Here is a 22,265-nt window from a genome sequence, read left to right on the forward strand (position 1 = left end):
CTCAACCAATAAATGAAGCTATCTATTATTAAGCCTATGTCAAAATTTATGACATTGAGTAGCTTCAAGCAGCCCTTTGAATAAAATAAGGCAAAAGCAATAAGAATATTAGGGTGTGCTATTACTCACCTGAAGCAACTTACCATTATAAAACTGATGCCCCGTTAGCGCAAAGTTTTTGATATAATGAGCCATCTCCAAAGCAGTTGTTGGTGCTTCATACCCAGGGAAAGCCTCTTCCAACATTTCAGTCTGGACAGCACCCAAGGCTAATACGTTAAATGAAGGCCCAGTTTCTTTGAACTCTTCCGCCCAAAGTTCTGTGAGCGTAATAACGGCGCCTTTACTAGAACTGTAAGCAGACAGGCCAGGAAACTTAACACTACCCTGAACACCGCCCATAGAACTAATAGTTATGACATGCCCATCTTTAGACATTTTAGGAACAACCCTTCTAGTCATCTCTGCAACCCCGAATACGTTTACCTTATAAACAGCTTCGAACTCATCAGCTTCGGTTTCTAGAAAAGGTTTGTTCAACAACAGTCCTGCATTATTAATAAGCAAGTCTACGGTTTTAAAATTTTCATCAATGAAATCTTCCATCTTCTTAAAGTCAGATGGTTTACCAAGATCAAAAGGAAAACTGAAAATATTCTTGTGGCCTAATTCCGAAATAGGTTTGTCGTTACGTGATAAAGCCAAAACCTTATGCCCCTCATCCGCAAATAATTGAGCCAGTTCAAAACCTATACCTCTACTCGACCCAGTTATAATAACATTTGCCATTAGTTGTATTTGATTTCTTTAGTTGGTGCATTTACGACTCCTTCAATTACTGGAATACTCTTGTTTATTAAATTGGCCATATGTCCAAAATCCATTTCAGAAAGCTCATCGCCTACTTTATGGTAGTGATTAAAGTTCGTGAAGTCAAACGTACTAAATGTCTGAGATGGCACTCCAAAAGCTTCATGAAACGGGTAATTATCCGACCTTTTGAACAGATTGAATTCTTTTGCCTTTGGAAGAAAACCTGCATAGGTCTCATCTGTATAGCTATTTGCTACCTCCGCCATGTTCGATTCTTCAAAGCCAGTTAAATAGGCCAAGTAATCTTTACCAACCAATGGTACACCAACCATCTCATAGTTAATCATCGCGTAGAGATTAAGATTTTCTTCTTTAAGTTTTTGCGACAAATGTTTTGAACCGAGCAACCCCTTTTCTTCAGCTGTAAAGAGAACAAACATAATACTACGTTTGTTTGTCTTTGCTTTACCAAAATAACGTGCTAGCTCCAATACAGTGGTTGTACCTGTTGCATTATCATTTGCACCATTGGCTATCTTATCTCCGTTCTCCTCGGCAATTAGACCTATGTGATCATAGTGAGCACCAATGATTACAAACTCATTTTTCAATTCAGGGTCATTACCTTCAACCACACCTACTACATTGAATGCTGGTGTTTCATAGTCAGGTAAGTTATCTCTATACGTTTCAAAATAAGGCTTCACATTATTCTTTGAAAAAATGTTTTCTATGAAAGTAGCCGCTTTTTCTATCCCTTCACTACCGGTATCTCTACCTTGAAGTTCGTCTGAAGCCAAAAAGCCCATAATAGCACCTACTTTATCTGCACTAGAAAATTGATTTTGCGAAGTATTTACCGCACTACCTATACCATTAACGTCATCTGCTTTCTTGGGAACTTCCATTAAGCTACGATCAAATTTCACCGCTTCTTCACTTTGAAGGGTTACCGATTCGTCAATTTTTGAAGAGCCACAAGATAGGGCCAACATACCAGCTAAAAACAGAAAAGACTTTTTCATAGATGTAATAATTTTAAGGTACAATTTAGAAATAAAAAAAGGCATCCCGAAATAACCGAGATGCCTTTATTATAATAGTTTGCTATCTGTTTAAGCCAGCATAGTTACCGGGTTTTCCAAATACGCGCGTAATGTAGATAAAAATTGAGCTGCTGTAGCACCATCAACCGTTCTATGGTCACATGCCAAAGTTACTTTCATTGTGTTACCCACAACAATTTGACCTTCTCTAACCACTGGTTTTTGAACTATAGCACCTACTGATAGAATTGCTGAATTAGGCTGATTGATAATTGAAGTAAACTCCGTTATACCAAACATACCTAAGTTAGAAACTGTAAACGTACTTCCATCCATTTCTGCTGGAGTCAATTTTTTATTTCTAGCACGACCGGCCAAATCCTTAACGGCTGAACCAATCTGAGTTAAACTCAACTGCTCTGTAAATTTCAACACAGGAACAACAAGACCTTCGTCTACCGCTACGGCAACACCAACATGTACATGGTGGTTGTAACGCGTAGTATCTCCGTTCCAAGTAGTATTAACTTGCGGATGCTTCTTCAATGCCATGGCACATGCTTTCACAACCATATCATTAAAAGAAACCTTTGTATCTGGCAAAGCGTTGATTTGCTTTCTTGATGCCATTGCATCACTCATATCTACCTCTATAGTAAGGTAATAATGTGGTGCTGTAAATTTAGACTCAGACAATCGTTTCGCTATGGTTTTACGCATTTGCGAATTCTTCACTTCTTCCGAACCTTCTTCACCTACTGGTAAAATTACCGGAGCGCTTACAGGTGCTGCAGCTTGAACAGCGGCTTTTGGAGCTTGAGCAGTTGCAGCAGGCGTATAACCTTCTACATCTTTTCTAACAATTCTTCCGTTATCACCAGAACCTTTAACACTAGATAAATCAATACCTTTTTCCTTAGCAATTTTCTTAGCTAGAGGAGAAACAAAAATACGCTGACCATCGTTTACCGGTTTTGACGCCGAAGTATCTTTGGCAGCTTCTTTCTTAGGCTCTTCTTTCTTAGCATCTGAAGACGCTGCTTTTGCACCAGATGATGGCTTAGCATTTAGCACAGCATCAACATCTGTACCTGCAGGTCCTATAACGGCCAATACAGCATCAACCGGAGAAGATTCTCCTTCTTGAATACCAACATATAATAAGGTACCTGTATAGAAAGATTCAAATTCCATTGTAGCCTTATCCGTTTCGATTTCAGCTAAAATATCACCTTCTTCTACTGTATCACCAACTTTTTTCAACCAAGCAGCAACAGTACCTTCTTCCATAGTATCACTTAGGCGTGGCATCTTTACGATTTCAACACCTTTGGGAACTTCTGCAGAAGCATCACCGGAACCTTCAGAACTATTGCTCACAGGCTCACTAGCTTCTTCAGTATCTTCATCTTCTGAAGCACTTGCACTACCATTTAAAAGTGATGAAATATCCTCTCCTTCTTCGCCAATAATAGCCAACAAAGAATCTACTGGGGCACCATCTCCTTCTGCAATACCAATATACAACAAAGTACCTTCATAGAAAGACTCAAATTCCATTGTAGCCTTATCAGTCTCTATCTCTGCAAGTATATCGCCTTCCTCTACTTTGTCACCAACGTTTTTCAACCATTTGGCTACGGTACCTTCTTCCATGGTATCGCTCAAGCGGGGCATGTTTATTACTTCTGCCATTTTAGCTAATTATTTATGTTCTACAAATGGAAAATCTTCTTGCTCATAGACCATGTCGTACAATTGCTGTACTGGTGGGTAGTCAGATTCATCTGCGAATTTCTCACATTCTAAAACTAACTCTTTAACCTTTTTGTCTATTGCTTTTATATCTTCTTCGGATGCGTAATTATTTTCTTTAATAATATCAAGCACTTGAGTAATAGGATCTATCTTCTGATATTCCTTTACCTCATCCTTAGTTCTATAATGCTGTGCATCTGACATAGAGTGACCTCTATATCTGTATGTTTTCATTTCTAGAAAAGTTGGTCCACCACCAGAGCGTGCTCTATCAACAGCTTTACTAACTTCCTGAGCTACCGTAACAGGATCCATACCATCAACAGGACCACAAGGCATCTCATAACCCAGACCTAGTTTCCAAATTTCTGTAGAGTAAGATGTTCTTTCTACTGAAGTACCCATGGCATAACCATTGTTTTCACAAATGAATACAACCGGAAGTTGCCAAAGCATAGCCAAGTTCAATGCTTCATGAAACGCACCTTGGCGTACAGCACCATCACCCATATAACATAAGGTAACATTGTCTCTACCTGCGTATTTATCCCCAAAAGCCATACCTGCACCTAAAGGAATTTGACCTCCTACGATACCATGACCTCCGTGAAAACGGTGCTCTTTAGAAAAAATATGCATTGATCCACCCATACCTTGAGAGGTACCTGTAACCTTACCATATAATTCTGCCATTACTCTTTTAGGATCAACTCCCATACCAATGGGCTGTACGTGATTCCTATAAGCAGTAATCATACGATCCTTAGTTAGGTCCATTGCATGCAACGAACCAGCCAAAACCGCTTCTTGACCATTATACAAGTGTAAAAAACCTCTAACTTTTTGTTGAATGTATACCTGTGCAAGCTTGTCTTCGAACTTACGCCAGAACATCATATCTTCATACCATTGCAGATATACTTCTTTAGTTATTTTTTTCATTGATGCTAATAATTTGGATTCTTGGTTACAACAACCTGACTATTCCACTTTATTTCACGGAACGGACCAGAAGGGCAAAAATACATATTAAATTAATAGTTGAAAAAAATAGATGAAAAAGGTTTGTTAGAATTTATCCTAAGGATGTCAAGAACTGTTACAAAAAGGAACTATCGAAGCCTAAAGGCAGAATATCGGCCATAGAATTACATTTAAAGACTTTGCCTTTTTCACCCATCATCATTAATGGTATAGGCTTTTTCTGCTTGACTTCGTATTCAGAAATAGCTTGCCTGCAGTTACCGCAAGGTGCTGCTGGATTAGTTAATTGATAATTTATAGATGTTGCCGTAATAGCAATGGCCTTTACACCTACGCCCGGATATTTGGCACCCGCATAGAAAATTGCAACCCGCTCAGCACAAAGACCTGAAGGGTATGAAGCATTTTCTTGGTTATTACCAATAACAACCTCCCCATTTTCTAGCAGAACTGCTGCCCCAACCTGAAAATTGGAATATGGAGCATAGGCATTCTTCCTAGCGCTAATAGCATCTAACATTAATGCGTTATCTTCTTTTGAAAGTTCTTCAATAGAATCAAAAATGGTCAATTCAAAAGTTATATTCTGTTTTTGCATACTTCTTTTAGTGAGGGCCTAAAATAAGAAAACCTACCGTATGGCAGGTTTTCTTATTTTATATTTATTGATTTCTTAATCATTATAGAATTCCTCCCCTAAGTTAAAGGTCAAAGAGAAACGAAGTGAATTTTCTACTGGATTGGTAATTTTAGATGTAGAGAATAAATAAGATAAATCTATCTGTGCTGATTTAAATTTAAATCCTGCACCCATAGTAAAATACTTTCTATACCCTTTTACATCACTTTCATTGAAATAACCTGTACGGAACATAAAAGCATCTTGATACGTGTATTCTGCACCTAATGCCCAAGTCATTTCTTTTAGCTCTTCGCTGAAACCATCAGGCGCATCTCCAAAAGATTTGAAAACTCCACTTAAAAAACCAATGCTCTGGTATTCATCATTATCAGCAGCATCTAAATCTCCATCATCATCAAAATCCTGAGGTGTTGGCACCAACAGTTTATTGAATTCAGAGGTTAAACCAATAACGTTATCTTGGTCAAGAATAAAATCGAAACCAATACCAAACTTTAGATTAGTAGGGATGAAGTTATCCTGTCCGTTTTCATCATAAGCAATTTTACCACCTAAGTTTGAGATATTGAAACCTGCTCTCCAGCGACCATCAAAGGTATTATAAGCGATTTCTCTTGAACGATAAAACCCAGCCACATCCACTGCGAAAGTACTTCCAGGTTTAGAATCTACATTATTATCATTCTGGAATTTCAGGTTAGACCTGATATACCTACCACCTACGGCCATTGAAAAAGTAGGGCTCAATTTTAACGAATACGAACCATCAAAAGACAGTTCATTAGGCTTTACTATTGTTCCTATATCATCAAAAGTCTGCCTTAGCTCAATATCTCCCAACGTAAAATACCTAAGACTAAAAGCAAAGGCACTCTGGTCATCAATTTTATTAAAATAACTAGCATTTAAAAGACCAATACCTGAAATAGAATTGCTCAAATAAGGCGTATAACCCATACCAATACCCATTTTACGCTCTGCGAACGCAAATTTTGCAGGGTTCCATTGTTGCGAATACGCATCGGTTGAAGTAGCTACACCTAAGTCACCCATACCTGCTGCTCTGGCATCTGCCGTAATATTCAGGAAAGGAACTGCTGTTGTAATTACCCGATCACCTATTTCTTGGGCCGATATTTTACCTGCAAGCGCAAGCAAAACGAGTATTGAAAGTTTTTTCATTTTTTAATAGAGCTAAATTTAGTCGGTCAAATATTACAATATAGTGCTACATCCAAAAAAAATATTAGATGTATTACATGTAAACGGCCATTTAAGGAATATCTTGCATGAGAAATACAATATTTTTAAATTTTCGTTTCAAATTAAAATCGGTGTACAAAGTACGTACATCTTTTGTAATTTCGCGTTCCTAAAAAAATATTAGGTTAGGCCCACATTTTTTTAAGCAAAAGAAATACGTGTAGCCATACTATAAAGCTATTTGTACCGTTATGATTTTTAAGGCGGCTTAGGTTATATCAAAATACGATAGCTCCTGTTTGACAAAATAATTTTTGGCAAATAAAATATTATGTGCAAAACATCGTTTTATATGCCGAAAGTGATACTAAAAATTAATCAAAATAAAATAACCAACTGCGCTACCATTTTAGCAGTGGTACTATTTGAACTCAAGTCCTAATTATGAAAAAACAGTTTATCAAAGTTGTACTTTCTTGTGCAGTACTAGCAGGAGGTTTTACAGTTACCAGCTGTAAGAAATCCGGTTCCTCCAAAGATGTGTCGAGAGCCACAGGTTGGAAAATAAATGCCAAAGAAGGTGGTTTTCAATACAATACGGATTTTAAAGAACAAGAAACGGCCCCAGGCCTTGTATTTGTTGAAGGTGGTACTTTCACCAAAGGTAAGGTGCAAGATGACGTTATGCATGATTGGAACAACACTCCAACATCGCAGCACGTTCAGTCCTTCTATATGGACGAGACTGAGGTAACTAACGTTATGTACTTAGAGTATCTTGATTATTTAAAGAGTGTTTACCCTCCAGAAGACCCAAAATATACTAATATTTATAAAGGAGCTTTGCCAGATACATTGGTATGGAGAAACCGCTTAGGTTTTAACGAAACTATGACTAATAACTACTTAAGACATCCTGCTTACGCAGAATATCCTGTAGTTGGTATTAACTGGGTTCAAGCTACCCAATTTGCTGAATGGCGTACAGATCGTGTAAACGAAGTTATGCTAGAAAGAGAAGGATACTTAGCAGAAGATGCTAAATATAAAGCAGCACAAGGAGATGTTACAGGTACGTTCAGTACACAAGCCTACCTTAACAGACCTGAATCTGTTTACAATGGTCAAATAGATTCTTTACAAGGGAAAGCTAAAAAAGATAGTGTAAATACATTTGCAAAAAGAAGTAGCGGTGTAATTATGCCGGAATATAGATTACCTACAGAGACTGAGTGGGAATATGCCGCTCAAGCAAACCAAGGTACTCGTGAATACAACAACTATAGAGGTAGAAAAAAATATCCTTGGGATGGTGATTACACGAGAAACGGACAACGTGTAGGTAGAGGTGATCAATTGGCCAACTTTAAGCAAGGTAAAGGAGATTACGGCGGAATTGCTGGATGGTCTGATGATGGTGCTGATATTACTGCTCAAGTAATGTCTTACAAGCCTAACGATCTTGGTCTTTACGATATGGCCGGTAACGTTGCTGAATGGGTAGCTGATGTTTACAGACCTATAGTAGATGATGAAGTAAGTGATTTCAACTACTACCGTGGTAACATTTATATGAAAACTGCAATTGGCGAAGATGGTAAAGTAAACATTCTTAGAGATTCTGTAATGTATGATACTATGCCTAATGGAAAAATAATTGCAATGAATCTTCCTGGAGAAATCAAGATGGTTCCAGTTGATGAAGAAGAAACTTACCTAAGAACAAACTTTTCTTCAAGTGACAACAGAGGATACCGTGATGGTGATGCAGGTTCGTCTAGATTTTTTGACCAGTTTAGCGATGAGGATGAAGAACAAGAGGATAGCAAAAAAATGTACAACTCACCAAAGCACAGTGTTGAGCGTGATTCAGCAGGCAAGTTAGTACGTCAATATGACCACTCAAACAACAGATCAACTTTGATTAATGATGAAGTAAGAGTTTACAAAGGTGGTTCATGGAGAGATAGAGCTTACTGGTTAGACCCAGCACAAAGAAGATATATGCCACAGTATATGGCTACCGATTATGTTGGTTTCAGATGTGCAATGTCTAGAGTTGGTTCTAAGTCTAAAACGAAGAACAAAACACCAAGGGGCAAAAAAGTAAGATAAGCTCTTTAAAATATAATTTTCCAGAAAGTCCCGGTACATTATGCCGGGACTTTTTTTATACTTTTACTTTATGAAAACAGCGCAATTGCATAATATCTTTTTGGAGTTTCCAGAAATATGTACGGATACTAGAAAAATAAAAGAGGATAGTATTTTCTTCGCTTTGAAGGGAGACAACTTTAATGGAAACAAATATGCTTCCGCTGCATTAGAAAATGGCGCCGCATATGCCATTATTGACGAAAAGGAATATGTAGAGTCTGATAGACATATTTTAGTTGATGATGTATTGAAGGCGCTTCAAGAATTGGCTTCCTTCCATAGAAATCATTGCAGGGCCAAGGTTATTGGATTAACAGGAAGTAACGGCAAAACAACCACCAAGGAATTGATTAACGCAGTACTATCAAAAAAGTACCGCACCATAGCTACCAAAGGCAACCTCAACAATCATATTGGCGTACCCCTTACCCTACTCTCTATAAAAGAAGATACCGAGATTGCTATTGTAGAAATGGGCGCGAACCATCAAAAGGAAATTGAGTTTCTATGCAGTTTGGCGCAACCAGATTTTGGATATATTACAAATTTTGGAAAAGCCCATATTGAAGGTTTTGGAAGTGAAGAAGGCGTTATTAAAGGCAAGAGTGAATTATATGAGTTTCTAATTAAAAACGATAAGCATATTTTCATGAATGCAGATGACCCTATTCAACTTCAAAAATTGGGTGGTTACATCAAAAAATATGGTTTTAGCACCAATCAAAAAGAGTTTTACAAAATAGCATTTTCAGGTGCAAACCCATTTGTAAAAGTAATCGTTGAAGATAATAGCATAGAATCGCAATTAGTAGGTAGTTACAACTTTACTAACTGCGCTGCTGCTATTCTAATGGGGAAATATTTTAATGTTCCTTTAGAAAAAATTAAAGAAGCCATAGAAGGCTACTCCCCTAGCAACAACCGTTCACAAATTATCACCCGTAACGGCCGGCAAATTATCCTTGATGCCTATAACGCAAACCCAACAAGCATGAAGGCTGCACTAGAAAACTTTTCTCAAATGGAGGGGAATCACAAAATTGCATTCCTTGGAGACATGTTTGAACTGGGAAGTATAACCCCAACAGAACACCAAAACATAGCCGATTTAGCTACAACACTAAAATTTGACGAAGTAGTACTAGTGGGAGAAAACTTTAACCGTGTAGAAACAAACCTAAAGAAATACAGCTCGTTTGATGAGCTTAAGAATTTTCTTAACAACAATCAATTACATTCAGAAAGTCTTATTCTTATAAAAGGATCGCGAGGCATGGCTTTAGAACGAATTTTAGACACTATCTAATTTCACTAAACAAGCAAGGGCGGCACTCCCTAAAGCACCGCCCCAACTATCTATTTGTTTTAAAATACTATCCTAACTTAACTCTGTTTTCTACAATCTCTTTTATAGGAACAATAAGCTTACCTTCTTTTGTATTTAAGGTTACACTTATATTATCTATTGCTTCTATAGTGCCTTCTATATCAACAAACTTAACTTTATCGCCAACAGCGTAATTTTTTCTTGCATAAAAAGTCTTCAACAAACTCTCTACCACATTTCTAGACCCAAGACCTAGTCCTAGAGCAAAAGCTAATAAAAATGCCCCAAGTATAAGGGTAAAGTTACTAGTGAACATAGATGTATCTATACCCGCTTGATTTAATGCAGTAATTGTCACAAAAATTATAATGACATAGAACACTATACTGCTCACAAGCTTACCTCCTCCAAAACCCATAGAGTCAAAAACACTCTTTAACGCAGATTTTATAAGTTTAGCAGCATACAATCCGATCATAAGAATGACCATAGCGCTTAGCAAAATAGGCAAGTAACGTAACAGGTTAGCAATTTCTTGCGAAATAATAGTCAACTCTACAATATCTGCAGCGACAATTATAAAGACTAATAAAAGGATGTATTTTACGAATTGAAGTAAAACTTTTTCAATATCAATTTTTACCTCACTATCCCCAAACAACTTTGCTTCATTAATCTTATCTGAAAGCTTACTTAATTGTGCAATCTTAAATACCTTCTTCAAAACAAAACGTACTATCTTACTAATAGCCCAACCAATTAGCAAAATTACTATTGCACCTATGATGTTAGGCAATGCAGAAGCAATATCACTTATGATTGAGGTTAAGGTATTGAAAGCTAAATTTTGCCACTCTGAAACTTTATCCATGTTCTCTTAGATGTTAAGCGTTAAATAATGTCGGGGTTAGTTTTGAAAATATCTTCTATTGCAGACTTATAGTTACATGTGAACAAGTTAGCCATGTCCATAACAAGTTTAGCCGAAGCTATATCATCCATAACTTTCTTTTTCAAATGGGGAGGAACCTCATGTAGCGAGTCTTCCATTTCCTTAAATGGGTTTTTCTTTTCCATAGACGTTATGGTATTTTATTATAAGCTTCCACTATACGTGACTTAGCTCGTTTCAGCCGCATTTTTACGGCACTTTCACCAACATCTAAAATTGAGGTCAGTTCTTTTATCGATATATCGTCTTGATATTTTAAAAGCAATATTTTTTTGTCCTCGGGATCAATTAATTCCAAGGCTTTTTTAAGTTTTTCCGAACGCATATTGGCTATTTCCGCATCATCATCCACAACCGCCATAGGCTTTGTAGATTCGGAAATAGAATCCGATTTATCGCTCATCAGCCTCTGCTTATTCCTGTTTACATAATTCACACAAAAATTATATGTGAATGCGTATACCCATGTAGAGAATTTTGATTTTCCTTTAAAACTTGACAGTTTTACAAAAAGCATCAAAAAAACATCTTGCGTCAGGTCTTGAGCTTCCGCTTGTGAATTGGAAAAACTGTAACATTTATTATACACCCTTTGAGCATACCTATCGTAAAGCACGGCAAATAGCATGGCATTATTGTGCCTAGCTATTTTTCGCACGAGCTCTTCATCCGACATTGACTCCGGTACTACTTCTGTTTCCAATATTTGGTATAGGTTGCTTGTTACTTAATTGCGACTCATAAATAGATGAAAAATCTTTTCGTGAATCTTAACAGACTTATCAAAGACATGCAAAGGTAAAAATATACCATCAAGAACCACCCTCAAAGTTAAAAAGTAATTAGCGGGACTTCTTGTTGACCAAAATACATGTTTGCTACATATTTCAAAGAACGTCTAGGAAAGGCATTTGCCTTAACATTAAAAAGATACTAAAAGCCGACTCTTAATTTGAAATAAAATTAAACATTCAATTTTTCATGTCTTCTACGATAGGTTTTTTCTATCTTTTCCATTCTTTTTTGCCGTGCCTTTTCATTCGCAAGACTTAAAGATTTTTTCTCCTTAGCTGCAGCCTTATCAGCAACTCCCAAAGACTTTGCTTCATTTATCACAGAATCATCTGCAAAACCTATTGGCTTTATATCCTTAGTAACAGCATTTGGCGAAAAAAGGATATTAGGTAACATTACTACCATACCCAATAGGAATATGGCAATACTTATACTGAAAAAAACAAATACAAGATCATTCATCATATAGTAATTTAGTTAGTCTATATAATAAGACCCAACATTTATTAAAAAGTCACATCAAATAATGTACTTCTACAAATACGATAAATAAAATTTAGAAAATCAATCAAAAATAAGGACTACTCTTGAAGTGGGATAAACGGAAGAGAGAATAAATAAGAATGTTAGACTAGATAAATATTACTCTAATCGTTCTTTTATATTTTTTCTCAATTTAACCTTTCTTCGCCGTCGTGAAGAACTCTTACCTTCCGTAATATATTTTTTAGATGTTAAAACAGATGGTATTACAAATAACACTATGACCAGGAAGATGATTAAACTAATAACTAAAAGCAGAATAAATGGATTAAACACACTTAGTAATTAATGGGTTATACATTTAATAAGAAACCACTTAAGCCAAAAAGTCACTTAAACAGGCCTAAATATTCAATTATCCACTAAAAAGAAAGAGTTTTAAGCCCAAAAGGCTGCTAAAACCGAAAAATATGATTTTTGTGAAGACAAAGTGCGAATCATAGAAACAACAAGAAAGAAAACTAATGTGGGACATACTGGATTCGAACCAGTGACCTCTGCCCTGTCAAGGCAGCGCTCTAAACCAACTGAGCTAATGACCCTAAAATAGAAGGTCAAAGGTAAAATTAATTTCGGATTAAGAAAACATTAATTGAGCGACTTCATGCCAACAATCCATTTCTAAATCGTTTAGCACTTATGATCAATACCTTATCAAGCTAACCCAACTAAAGAAATCTTCTAAAACTATTTGATTCACAGTTGCACTAACAGTTTATTCTAAAAAATTCACCAATTAATTAAATGCACAAAAACTGAACAATGCATATTTTGACCATTTGTTACCCTATTGCTAACATCAGGAATATGTATTTTGCACCAATCGCATTAGATTTACTAAATCTCATATAAAGATTACTAGATAATTTTACAAAAAGCTAATCGTATAACTCCTGCGACTCACTATTGAAGAAAGAAATTATTTAAAATCGATTTTTCACCAACTGAAACGAAAAGATTAGAACCAATAATTATGATTGCACTAGAATTCACAACATTTATAGGTCGTTTTCACCCCCTCTTTGTACACATGCCAATTGGCTTTCTCTTTCTAGCTATTGCATTAGAATGGTACGAAAGCTTCAAAAAAGTAAAGGTTAAAAGCAAATTGATTCCTATAGCCTGGTTACTAGGAGCATTAAGTGCTGCGGGAGCTGCTGCTACCGGTTGGTTCTTGGGCGAAACAGGCTTATACGAAGAAGAATACTTATTTTCTCACCGGTGGCTTGGCATAGCTTTGGTCGTTGTTGCTTTTATAGGATGGTATCTAAAAAGTACGCCCAAAGCTTTTCCTGTTAAACTACAACACGGTTTCAATATACTTTTATTGGCCATGCTTTTTATTGAAGGACATAAAGGCGGAAATTTAACACACGGCGAAACTTATCTTACGGAATACGCACCTGCTCCTATTCAAAAACTATTAGGTGGTACGGAAGACAAAAATGCGCTTCCGAAGTTTGCCAACCCAGATTCCGTTCAGGTGTATGCTAATTTGGTTGCGCCAATTTTTCAAGCAAAATGTGTAGGCTGCCATAACGATGAAATAAAAAGAGGAGGACTTAATATGAGTCATCCAGATTCTTTAAGAATGGGTGGCGAAAGCGAAAATGTTATTGCAGCAGGAAATACGCAAGAGAGCGAGCTGTTTAGAAGGATTACGCTTCCACCGAAGAACGTAAAATTCATGCCACCCACAAACAATGCCCTCACCTACGATGAAATAAAAACCGTAGAATGGTGGATTGAACAAGGAGCTCCTTTTGAAGGCTCCCTTACCAGTTTAGAAGTTACTGAAAATATAAAGCCAGTTTTACTTAGACGTTACGGCATTGACACCAACCCCAAAGCTTGGTACGAAACCGTACAACTTAAAAAATTAGACAGTACACAACTATCAAACCTGGTTCAAAAAGGGTTTGAAGTTAAAACTCTAGGGCCTGATAACTCTTTATTAGACATCAAATACTCTGGCTCCGATTTAACCAAGGAGAAACTATCTGAACTTGAAAAGGTAAAAGAATACATTACTTGGCTATCTCTTGCTAATAGTAATATTACAGATGAATGGCTTTCTAGTGTCTCACAATTTTCTAATCTTACCCGTCTACAATTAGAAAAAACAGAAATAACGGATAAAGGAGTAGCACATCTATCCGGATTAAAGCACTTAGAAGCACTTAATTTATATGGCACCAAAGTAACTGATGCCTGCCTACCTCATATAGAGAAAATAAGCAGTCTTAAACGAGTTTATCTATGGCAAACAGGTGTAAGTGCCAAAACAGCCAAAAACATACAAGAGAACAACGAGAAGCTGAAAATTGTAATTGGAAAAGGATAGATAATTACGTAACCTTTGAAACTAAAAAATCCCATCTAATTGAATTAGATGGGATTTTTTTTAATAAACATTAGTATTGATATCACCAGACTAGAAATGACCTAAAATGAAAAAATCCTCAAACATTTTCATGCTTGAGGATTCTGGTGGGCAATGAGGGATTCGAACCCCCGACCCCCTCGGTGTAAACGAGGTGCTCTGAACCAACTGAGCTAATTGCCCCAAAAGGTGTGCAAATATAAGACTCTTTTTTAGTTCTCAAAAGAAAAAAGAAAAAAAATTAAATAACTTCTGAAACAGTGAACGTACTACCTCCAATAAAGATGAAATCCTCAGGTCCCGCATCTGCCAAAGCCGCGCTATAAGCAGCCCTAACAGCTGTAAAGCTTTTGCCAACCAAATCAAATTCTTCCGCCCTGTCTACCAACTCATTAACCTCTAATCCGCGAGAAATTTCCGGAGATGTAAAGTAGTATTCTGCGTCTTTCGGAAACAATGGTAATATGGTATTTAGGTCTTTGCCTTTTACAAAACCTAGGACTATAAATAATTTTTTAAATTTCTGTTGGGTCACCTGATTTATCACAATAGAAAGACCTTCTTTGTTATGTGCGGTATCACAAATAACCATTGGGGCAGTCTTTAGTTGCTGCCACCTTCCCATTAGACCTGTGTTTTGAACCACTTTAAGAAGTCCAGAACGTAATTGATCATGGGTTATGGAAAAACCACTGAGCTGTTCTATAACGGCCATTACTCCTTTTACATTCTTTTCTTGATACGCGCCTAATAGTGAGGTTGTATATACCTCATCAATTTCTTGTTCGGCATAAATAAGTTTTGCATTTTTTGATTGAGTAACATCCTGAAAAGTTTCTGCGGTCTCAGTCTGAAACTCGCTTACCACCACAGGAACACCTTCTTTAATAATTCCGGCTTTCTCAAAAGCTATCTTAGGTAACGTATCTCCTAACATATCTACATGATCAAAACCTATATTAGTAATAAGGCTTACTTCTGGCGTTATAATATTGGTAGAATCCAACCTTCCTCCTAAACCAACCTCTACTATGGCTATATCAACCTTTTCCTTTGCAAAATAATCGAAGGCCATGCCAACGGTCATCTCAAAAAAGGATAGATGATGATTTTCAAAAAAAGATTGATTGTTCGCTATAAATTCAATCACGAAGTTTTCTCCTACACATTTGCCATTTATGCGAATGCGCTCTCTAAAATCTTTTAGATGAGGTGAAGTATATAAACCTACTTTGTAGCCAGCTTCTTGAAGAATGGATGCCAGCATATGACTGCTAGAACCTTTTCCGTTGGTTCCACCAACATGAATGCTTTTGAATTTATTTTCCGGATTATCTAAATGATTTGCGAAGTTTCGAATACCATCAAGTTTCGCATTATAGGCTTGCTTTCCTTTTTGCTGATACATTGGAAGTTGCGTAAACATCCAATCTAAAGTCTCCTTATAGGTCACTCTCCTAGCTTAAAATTAACCACCACAAAACCGACTTGTTGACTTGGCGCATTAGAATCCAAGTTCCACTTGTGCTTCATAGCTGTTTTCTTTGCTGGATCTAATAAGCAAGGGCTATTATTGGTAGTTCCTTTAACCCCTGGTGTAGCACTTACAACGTTACCGTTCCGGTCCACAATGATTTTCACCACTACTCTACCTTCTTGATTACATTGTTGTTTTACCTGACCTTTACCAACCAAAGAACGGCCGTTCAGTCCATAACCACCTGTTCCGCTACCAGAACCTGGGCTACCATAATAACTAGTTGCGTAAGGATCACCATCTTGCTGTCCTTTATCACCTGCTCTGTTATCGTCACCTTCACTGCCTGAAGCATTGCCATCAGATTTACTGATGCCACCAATAAGGGCATCAAGCTTTTTCTTTTTGGCTTCCTGCTCTTTACGGGCTTTATCTTCTGCAGCTTTTTTCTCTTGGGCTTTTTTAGCAGCTTCGGCTTTTGCTTTTTTCTGGGCGTCCTCCGCTTTTTTCTTAGCAGCCTTCTGAGCATCCTCTGCCTTCTTCTTGGCTTCCTCTGCTTTTTTAATTTTTATGGATTCTTCGTTCTCTTGCGTCAATACCTTTTCCGCCGGAGCTTCTTTAGCTACGACTTCCTCAGGTACATCTTCTGCAACCTCCTCTATCTCTTCTACAACTTCTTCTTGTTTTGAAGGTTCAACAGGTGGTGTATCCAAAGGTTCTGAACGAATCTTCTCTTTAGGCTGTACTTTTCCACTACCAAATTCGGTTGTACCAAAATTAACGGAAATTCCGTTTTCGATAGGTGGGTCCATATAGGTAAGGCCTATATAGAACAATACAAGCAAGAGTACACTTAGTAGAAATGTAGTAAGTGTAAATGATTTTTTTTTGTGTCTCGTGTCTAGGAATGACATTAATTGGGTCGCACAGCCAAGATTACCTTATAACTATTTCTATTGGCAATATCCATAACGTTAACCGCTTCTTTAATAGCAACGCTTTCTTCTGCCCTTAAAATAATAGTGGGTTTATCTTGCCCTTCTAGTGCCTTTTTAAGTTCAATTTCTATGTATTCTCCGTTTATCTTCTCGTTGTTGACGTAGTACTGTAAGTTCTTATCTATACTTACAGATACGTTTTGAGTGTTCGTAGACTTCCCTTTTGCTTTAGGTAATAATAAATCCAAAGCATTTGGAGAGTTTGCAGTAAGCATGAAAAATATCAATAGCAGAAATACTATATCTGTCATTGAAGACATGCTAAAATCCGGACTAACCTTGTTTCTTCCTTTTAATTTCATGTCTCGCGAATTATAGAGGTTCGTTCAACAAGTCTAGGAAATCTACGGCGTTAGCCTCCATTTTATGTACCACCTTATCGGTTCTGTTCACCAAGTGGTTATATCCAATATAAGCGATGATACCTACAATTAATCCAGCAACGGTAGTTGTCATTGCCGTATAAATACCAGATGCCAATGAGCCCATTTCAGCTTGACCACCACTGGTTGCCATTTCGTGAAATGCTAATATCATACCGATTACAGTTCCTAAAAACCCAATCATTGGTGCAGCACCGGCAACAGTTGCCAAAATGCTTACGTTCTTCTCCAATTTATAAACCTCTAAGGTTCCTGCATTTTCAATAGCGGTATTAATGTCATCTAAAGGCTTTCCTATTCTTGAAACCCCTTTTTCTGTCAATCTCGCTACTGGTGAATCTGTCTGCGCACAAAGCAATTTTGCCGCGTCCAAATTACCATTGGTTACATAATCACGAATCTGGTTCATGAAATTACTATCTATCTTGGATGCCGCCTTAATAGCGAATATGCGCTCAAAGTAAATATAGAGAGCCACAAACAGCATGATAAAAAGTACTGATATAATAAGTACACTTCCTGTACCGCCATTGAATATCAAATCGATAACAGAAAGTGTCTTCTCTTCTGACATAACATCCGCAGCTGCAGGATCTTGAGCCATATCTTGAAATAACATCATAGAATTCTTAGGTATTAGAGTTGCCTCTATAACGGTATTTTGTCGATTAAATTATGCGTTCAACACAAAATCTCTTAATAAAATAAAAGTAATCGCTCCTGAAACAAAACCGATCAATGCCAACCATGCTATATTCTTAAAATACCAGAAGAAATCTATCTTCTCCATACCCATAGCTACTACCCCTGCGGCAGACCCAATAATCAACATACTACCACCTGTACCAGCTGAATATGCAATGAAGTGCCACAATGGATTATCTAATGGTTCTGAGAACATTCCTAAACTAGCCGCAACTAAAGGAACGTTGTCAATAACAGCAGAGCCAATACCAAATAACATAACAACAATGTCTGTATTAGGAATGGCTTCATTTAGACCTTCTGCATAATGAAACAGCATACCCAACGACTCTAAAGCAGCAACCGCTAATAATATACCCAAGAAGAATAAAATACTTGGAAGTTCAATTTTAGATAATGAAGCGTGTACCGGACTGTGATGACCTACTGTATCGTCACCTTCGCCTTCAACATTTGATAAACTGAATTTTGAATTACTATATATTTCAGCAAATGTCGCAACAACCGCTAAAGAAAGCATCATACCAACGTAAGGTGGCAAATGAGTAACTGTTTTAAAGAATGGTACAAACACAATAGCACTCAAGCCCAAATACAACATTGTTGCTCCATATTTAGATTTAGGCTCCTCTACAGTTTCTATATCATTATCAAGAGAACCAGTAAAAGCTTTAAATCTACTTGCTATCAATACTGGCACCACCATACAAACTATTGATGGTAGAAGAACGTGCTCTACCAATTGTAGTGCAGATACTTTGTTCGCTATCCATAACATGGTAGTAGTAACATCACCAATTGGCGACCATGCACCACCAGCATTGGCGGTAATGATAATCATACCTGCAAACCATAAACGTGTATCCCTATCTTTTATCACTTTTTGTAATATCGTAATCAACACGATAGTAGCAGTTAAGTTGTCAATTATAGCCGAAAGAATAAAGGCCAATATAGAAAATAACCATAAAAGTTTGCGCTTACTTTTAGTTCGTATAAACCCTTTAATAGTTGCAAAACCATCAAAATAATCAATGATTTCCACAATGGTCATCGCCCCCAGCAAAAAGACTAGTATTTCTGCGGTTTTACCTAAATGGTGGAGTAAAATTTCATCAAGATGGGTGGGTTCAAGCTCCCTGAGCTCGGTATTGACTTCGAAAACATCCATATGGGTAAGGGCAATAATAGCCCAAAGGATGGCCATCATGGCTAAAGCCGGAATCAGCTTATCTATTTTGAGGTTATGCTCTAGGGTAATCGCAAGATAACCTGCGAGGAATACAATGATAATAATGGTCTCCATACTCGTTCTATTTATATTAGTTGTTTCAATGCAATTTCAAATGCCGTTTGGCTGATGTTCTCTTTCGAGGGGTTTTGTTTATATATGTTCAAAATAGCTTTTCGGATGGTCTCCGAAGTGTCGCTAAAGATAAGCTCATCATCAATACCTACTCTTTTTTCCATGAAGTAAGCAAAAACACGGGCCATCCCACAATTGGATATGAAATCTGGAATTAGGCTAACCTTGCCATCCGTATATTCCATTATAGATCCAAAGAAAATTTCTTTATCTGCGAAAGGCACATTGGCCCCACATGAAATAACTTCCAGACCTGTATCGATCAAACTGCTAATCTGATCTCTAGTTACCAAGCGAGATGCAGCACAAGGTGCGAATATTTCCGTTTGCAAAGACCAAATACGGTCATTTATTTCTTCAAAAGGAATCATTTCACCCGCTTTTGCGATTAAATTGTTTCCATCCTTGTTCAGAAATAAGGTTTTTATTTCCTCAAATGAGAAACCCTCTTCTTTAATGACGCCACCGGCCCTATCAATAATGCCCACTACTTTTGCACCCATTTGGGCTAAATAGTAAGCCGCAGCACTACCTACGTTTCCAAAACCTTGGACTACCGCTCTTTTACCAACAACACTACCTCCGTAAATATCGTAATAGTGTTTTACAGCCTCGGCAACACCATAACCCGTAATCATATCTGCAACAGTATACTTTCTTGAGACCTCAGGAGAATAATTTGTATTCTCTAAAGCTTTGATTACCCCAAGACGCAATTGTCCAATTCTGTTTATTTTATCTGCTTCGGTTGGTTTAAAATGCCCGTTAAACACTCCTTCTTGTGGATGCCAAACACCTGCATCTTCCGTAATAGGAATAACTTCGTGAATTTCATCTACATTAAGATCACCACCTGTACCATAGTAACTTTTCAATAATGGAGACACCGCATGGTACCAGCGCTCAAGCACTCCTTTTTTTCTTGGGTCATTAGGATTGAAGTTTATTCCCGATTTAGCTCCTCCTATTGGCGGACCTGAAACCGTAAACTTTACCTCCATGGTTTTTGCTAGAGAAAGCACTTCATTCATATCTAACCCTTCTCTCATTCTAGTTCCACCACCTGCTGCTCCACCTCTAAGGGAATTTATAACCGTCCAACCTTCGGCTTCGGTCTCACTGTCTTTCCAATTAAAGACAATTTCAGGTGCCTTATTCTCGTATACTTTTAATAACTCTTTCATTTTTAATTGATTTAAATACTATTACGACTCCAATTCTGCTCATCCGAAAACTTCTCTTTCTCTACGCCAAAACGGCGTTACTGCTGTGTCATAATCTTGCGTTTAAATCAATTTTAAAAACCAATTCAACAAATATAAAAATTTGGCTTGGGATACAAAGTTTTTGACAGCTAATGAATGATTAATTTTTAAAAAAAATAGCCATCCATGCTAGGTGTCCAATTTATCCCAGAAGCTTATATTTGTAGAAGCTCAAAAAAAAGACACAAAAATTATGGAATTCTCATTATCAGAAGAACATTTAATGATTAGACAGGCTGCGCGCGATTTTGCTCAAAACGAATTGCTGCCCGGCGTTATTGAAAGAGACGAAGCTCAAAAGTTCCCCACTGAACAAATCAAGAAGCTAGGTGAGCTTGGTTTTTTAGGAATTATGACAGACCCTAAATATAATGGTAGCGGAATGGACACCCTATCTTATGTTATTGCCATGGAAGAACTCTCCAAAATTGACGCATCTGCGTCTGTTGTAGTTTCCGTAAACAATTCATTAGTTTGCTGGGGATTGGAATCCTTTGGAAATGAAGAACAGAAGCAAAAATACTTATCACCTTTGGCTTCGGGAGAGGTTATAGGCGCGTTCTGTCTTTCTGAACCTGAAGCAGGCAGCGATGCTACTTCACAAAAAACGACTGCTATAGACAAGGGAGACCATTATATTTTAAATGGCACCAAAAACTGGATTACAAACGGCGGTACGGCTAGCACCTATTTGGTAATAGCCCAAACGGATAGAGAAAAAGGACACAAAGGTATTAATGCCCTTATCGTAGAGAAAGGAATGCCAGGTTTTGAAATAGGCCCTAAAGAAAATAAATTGGGCATCCGCGGAAGCGACACTCACTCCCTTAACTTTAATGATGTTAAGGTACCTAAGGAAAATAGGATTGGCGAAGATGGCTTTGGTTTTAAATTTGCCATGAAAACCCTAGCCGGTGGACGAATAGGTATTGCCGCCCAAGCTCTAGGTATTGCGGCAGGTGCTTATGAAATGGCTCTGAAATATTCCAAACAAAGAAAAGCTTTTGGAACAGAAATATCCAATCACCAAGCCATAGCTTTTAAACTTGCGGATATGCACGTGCAAATTGAAGCCGCACGTAACTTAGTTTATAAATCTGCCTGGGAAAAGGATCAGGGCATGAATTATGATTTATCTGGTGCAATTGCTAAACTTTATGCTTCGCAAGTTGCAATGGACACTACTATTGAAGCTGTACAAATTCACGGAGGCAACGGTTTTGTTAAGGATTACCACGTAGAACGGCTAATGAGAGATGCCAAAATAACTCAGATCTATGAAGGGACTTCTGAAATTCAAAAAATCGTAATTTCAAGAAGTATTTTAAAAGATTAAGATTCTACAAGGGACGCACCCCCGTTAAATTTATCACGTTTTTAGCCAAAATCAAGGCTAAACGCCACAACACCATTCAAAACAGAGGGGGTTAACTTCAAAATTGAAGAAATATAACAAATACCCCCTCA

At 37.4% G+C, this 22,265-nt stretch carries 20 protein-coding genes and 2 tRNA genes; 4 read left to right on the plus strand and 18 right to left on the minus strand.

Going from position 1 to position 22,265, the window contains the following annotated elements; all coding sequences use genetic code 11:
• Positions 1-108: 108 nt before the first annotated feature.
• From HW347_RS12295 to porV, 6 genes are all read right to left on the minus strand, one after another.
• A complete protein-coding gene (locus HW347_RS12295) occupies positions 109-789 on the minus strand; it encodes an SDR family NAD(P)-dependent oxidoreductase (RefSeq protein WP_214612105.1) in 681 nt (226 codons plus the stop codon).
• Positions 789-1,838: a M28 family metallopeptidase gene (locus HW347_RS12300; RefSeq protein ID WP_214612106.1), complete on the minus strand. Its 1,050-nt coding sequence runs from the start codon at positions 1,836-1,838 to the stop codon at positions 789-791. Before HW347_RS12300 ends, HW347_RS12295 begins: the two co-directional genes overlap by 1 nt.
• A gap of 90 nt (positions 1,839-1,928) precedes the next feature.
• On the minus strand, positions 1,929-3,554 hold the full coding sequence (locus tag HW347_RS12305; RefSeq protein ID WP_214612107.1) for a pyruvate dehydrogenase complex dihydrolipoamide acetyltransferase: 1,626 nt from the start codon (positions 3,552-3,554) through the stop codon (positions 1,929-1,931).
• A gap of 9 nt (positions 3,555-3,563) precedes the next feature.
• Positions 3,564-4,559: a pyruvate dehydrogenase (acetyl-transferring) E1 component subunit alpha gene (pdhA, locus tag HW347_RS12310; protein ID WP_155597729.1), complete on the minus strand. Its 996-nt coding sequence runs from the start codon at positions 4,557-4,559 to the stop codon at positions 3,564-3,566.
• Between the two features lie 157 nt (positions 4,560-4,716).
• Positions 4,717-5,199: a cytidine deaminase gene (gene cdd / locus HW347_RS12315; protein ID WP_214612108.1), complete on the minus strand. Its 483-nt coding sequence runs from the start codon at positions 5,197-5,199 to the stop codon at positions 4,717-4,719.
• A gap of 75 nt (positions 5,200-5,274) precedes the next feature.
• Positions 5,275-6,426, minus strand: a complete 1,152-nt coding sequence (gene porV, locus HW347_RS12320) for a type IX secretion system outer membrane channel protein PorV (protein ID WP_214612109.1) — start codon at positions 6,424-6,426, stop codon at positions 5,275-5,277.
• A 465-nt stretch (positions 6,427-6,891) separates the two neighbouring features.
• Here porV and gldJ point away from each other — a divergent pair, with 465 nt between their 5' ends.
• Together gldJ and HW347_RS12330 are read left to right on the plus strand one after the other, a co-directional pair.
• Positions 6,892-8,562 (plus strand): gliding motility lipoprotein GldJ, encoded by a 1,671-nt coding sequence (gldJ, locus tag HW347_RS12325; RefSeq protein ID WP_214612110.1) that lies wholly within the window; start codon positions 6,892-6,894, stop codon positions 8,560-8,562.
• A gap of 70 nt (positions 8,563-8,632) precedes the next feature.
• Entirely contained in the window at positions 8,633-9,910 is a 1,278-nt protein-coding gene (locus tag HW347_RS12330; protein ID WP_214612111.1) for a UDP-N-acetylmuramoyl-tripeptide--D-alanyl-D-alanine ligase, read from the plus strand.
• Positions 9,911-9,977: 67 nt separating this feature from the next.
• Here the strand turns inward: HW347_RS12330 and HW347_RS12335 are convergent, their stop codons facing one another.
• From HW347_RS12335 to HW347_RS12355, 5 genes are all read right to left on the minus strand, one after another.
• Positions 9,978-10,802 (minus strand): mechanosensitive ion channel family protein, encoded by an 825-nt coding sequence (locus HW347_RS12335; RefSeq protein ID WP_214612112.1) that lies wholly within the window; start codon positions 10,800-10,802, stop codon positions 9,978-9,980.
• A 20-nt stretch (positions 10,803-10,822) separates the two neighbouring features.
• Entirely contained in the window at positions 10,823-11,008 is a 186-nt protein-coding gene (locus HW347_RS12340) for a hypothetical protein (protein WP_155597736.1), read from the minus strand.
• A 5-nt stretch (positions 11,009-11,013) separates the two neighbouring features.
• The gene (locus tag HW347_RS12345) at positions 11,014-11,586 is read right to left on the minus strand and encodes an RNA polymerase sigma factor (protein ID WP_225901914.1); all 573 of its coding nucleotides are present in this window, start codon (positions 11,584-11,586) and stop codon (positions 11,014-11,016) included.
• A 260-nt stretch (positions 11,587-11,846) separates the two neighbouring features.
• Positions 11,847-12,143 (minus strand): hypothetical protein, encoded by a 297-nt coding sequence (locus HW347_RS12350; RefSeq protein WP_214612113.1) that lies wholly within the window; start codon positions 12,141-12,143, stop codon positions 11,847-11,849.
• Between the two features lie 545 nt (positions 12,144-12,688).
• Positions 12,689-12,763: transfer RNA gene (locus tag HW347_RS12355), tRNA-Val, on the minus strand.
• A 431-nt stretch (positions 12,764-13,194) separates the two neighbouring features.
• Between HW347_RS12355 and HW347_RS12360 the strand changes: the two genes are divergently transcribed.
• Complete coding sequence (locus HW347_RS12360; protein ID WP_214612114.1) at positions 13,195-14,565, plus strand: c-type cytochrome domain-containing protein; 1,371 nt, start codon at positions 13,195-13,197, stop codon at positions 14,563-14,565.
• Between the two features lie 144 nt (positions 14,566-14,709).
• Here HW347_RS12360 and HW347_RS12365 read toward each other — a convergent pair.
• The 7 genes from HW347_RS12365 to HW347_RS12395 all read right to left on the minus strand — a co-directional run bounded on the left by HW347_RS12365 (position 14,710) and on the right by HW347_RS12395 (position 20,717).
• Positions 14,710-14,787, minus strand: a tRNA-Val gene (locus HW347_RS12365).
• 58 nt (positions 14,788-14,845) lie between these two features.
• Positions 14,846-16,057, minus strand: coding sequence for a bifunctional folylpolyglutamate synthase/dihydrofolate synthase (locus HW347_RS12370; RefSeq protein WP_214612115.1), 1,212 nt, complete (start codon positions 16,055-16,057; stop codon positions 14,846-14,848).
• Positions 16,054-16,995: an energy transducer TonB gene (locus HW347_RS12375; protein ID WP_155597739.1), complete on the minus strand. Its 942-nt coding sequence runs from the start codon at positions 16,993-16,995 to the stop codon at positions 16,054-16,056. Before HW347_RS12375 ends, HW347_RS12370 begins: the two co-directional genes overlap by 4 nt.
• Positions 16,995-17,381, minus strand: coding sequence for an ExbD/TolR family protein (locus HW347_RS12380; RefSeq protein WP_155597740.1), 387 nt, complete (start codon positions 17,379-17,381; stop codon positions 16,995-16,997). Before HW347_RS12380 ends, HW347_RS12375 begins: the two co-directional genes overlap by 1 nt.
• Positions 17,382-17,391: 10 nt before the next feature.
• Positions 17,392-18,084 carry a MotA/TolQ/ExbB proton channel family protein gene (locus HW347_RS12385; protein WP_038235335.1) on the minus strand — a complete coding sequence of 231 codons (693 nt, stop codon included), beginning with the start codon at positions 18,082-18,084 and terminating at the stop codon, positions 17,392-17,394.
• 51 nt (positions 18,085-18,135) lie between these two features.
• Positions 18,136-19,473, minus strand: a complete 1,338-nt coding sequence (nhaD, locus tag HW347_RS12390) for a sodium:proton antiporter NhaD (protein ID WP_214612116.1) — start codon at positions 19,471-19,473, stop codon at positions 18,136-18,138.
• An 11-nt stretch (positions 19,474-19,484) separates the two neighbouring features.
• Entirely contained in the window at positions 19,485-20,717 is a 1,233-nt protein-coding gene (locus tag HW347_RS12395) for a Glu/Leu/Phe/Val dehydrogenase dimerization domain-containing protein (protein WP_214612117.1), read from the minus strand.
• Positions 20,718-20,991: 274 nt separating this feature from the next.
• Between HW347_RS12395 and HW347_RS12400 the strand changes: the two genes are divergently transcribed.
• Positions 20,992-22,134 carry an acyl-CoA dehydrogenase family protein gene (locus tag HW347_RS12400; RefSeq protein ID WP_214612118.1) on the plus strand — a complete coding sequence of 381 codons (1,143 nt, stop codon included), beginning with the start codon at positions 20,992-20,994 and terminating at the stop codon, positions 22,132-22,134.
• The last annotated feature ends 131 nt before the right edge of the window (positions 22,135-22,265 follow it).

The organism is Zobellia barbeyronii, assembly GCF_018603515.1.
Taxonomy (GTDB): domain Bacteria; phylum Bacteroidota; class Bacteroidia; order Flavobacteriales; family Flavobacteriaceae; genus Zobellia; species Zobellia barbeyronii.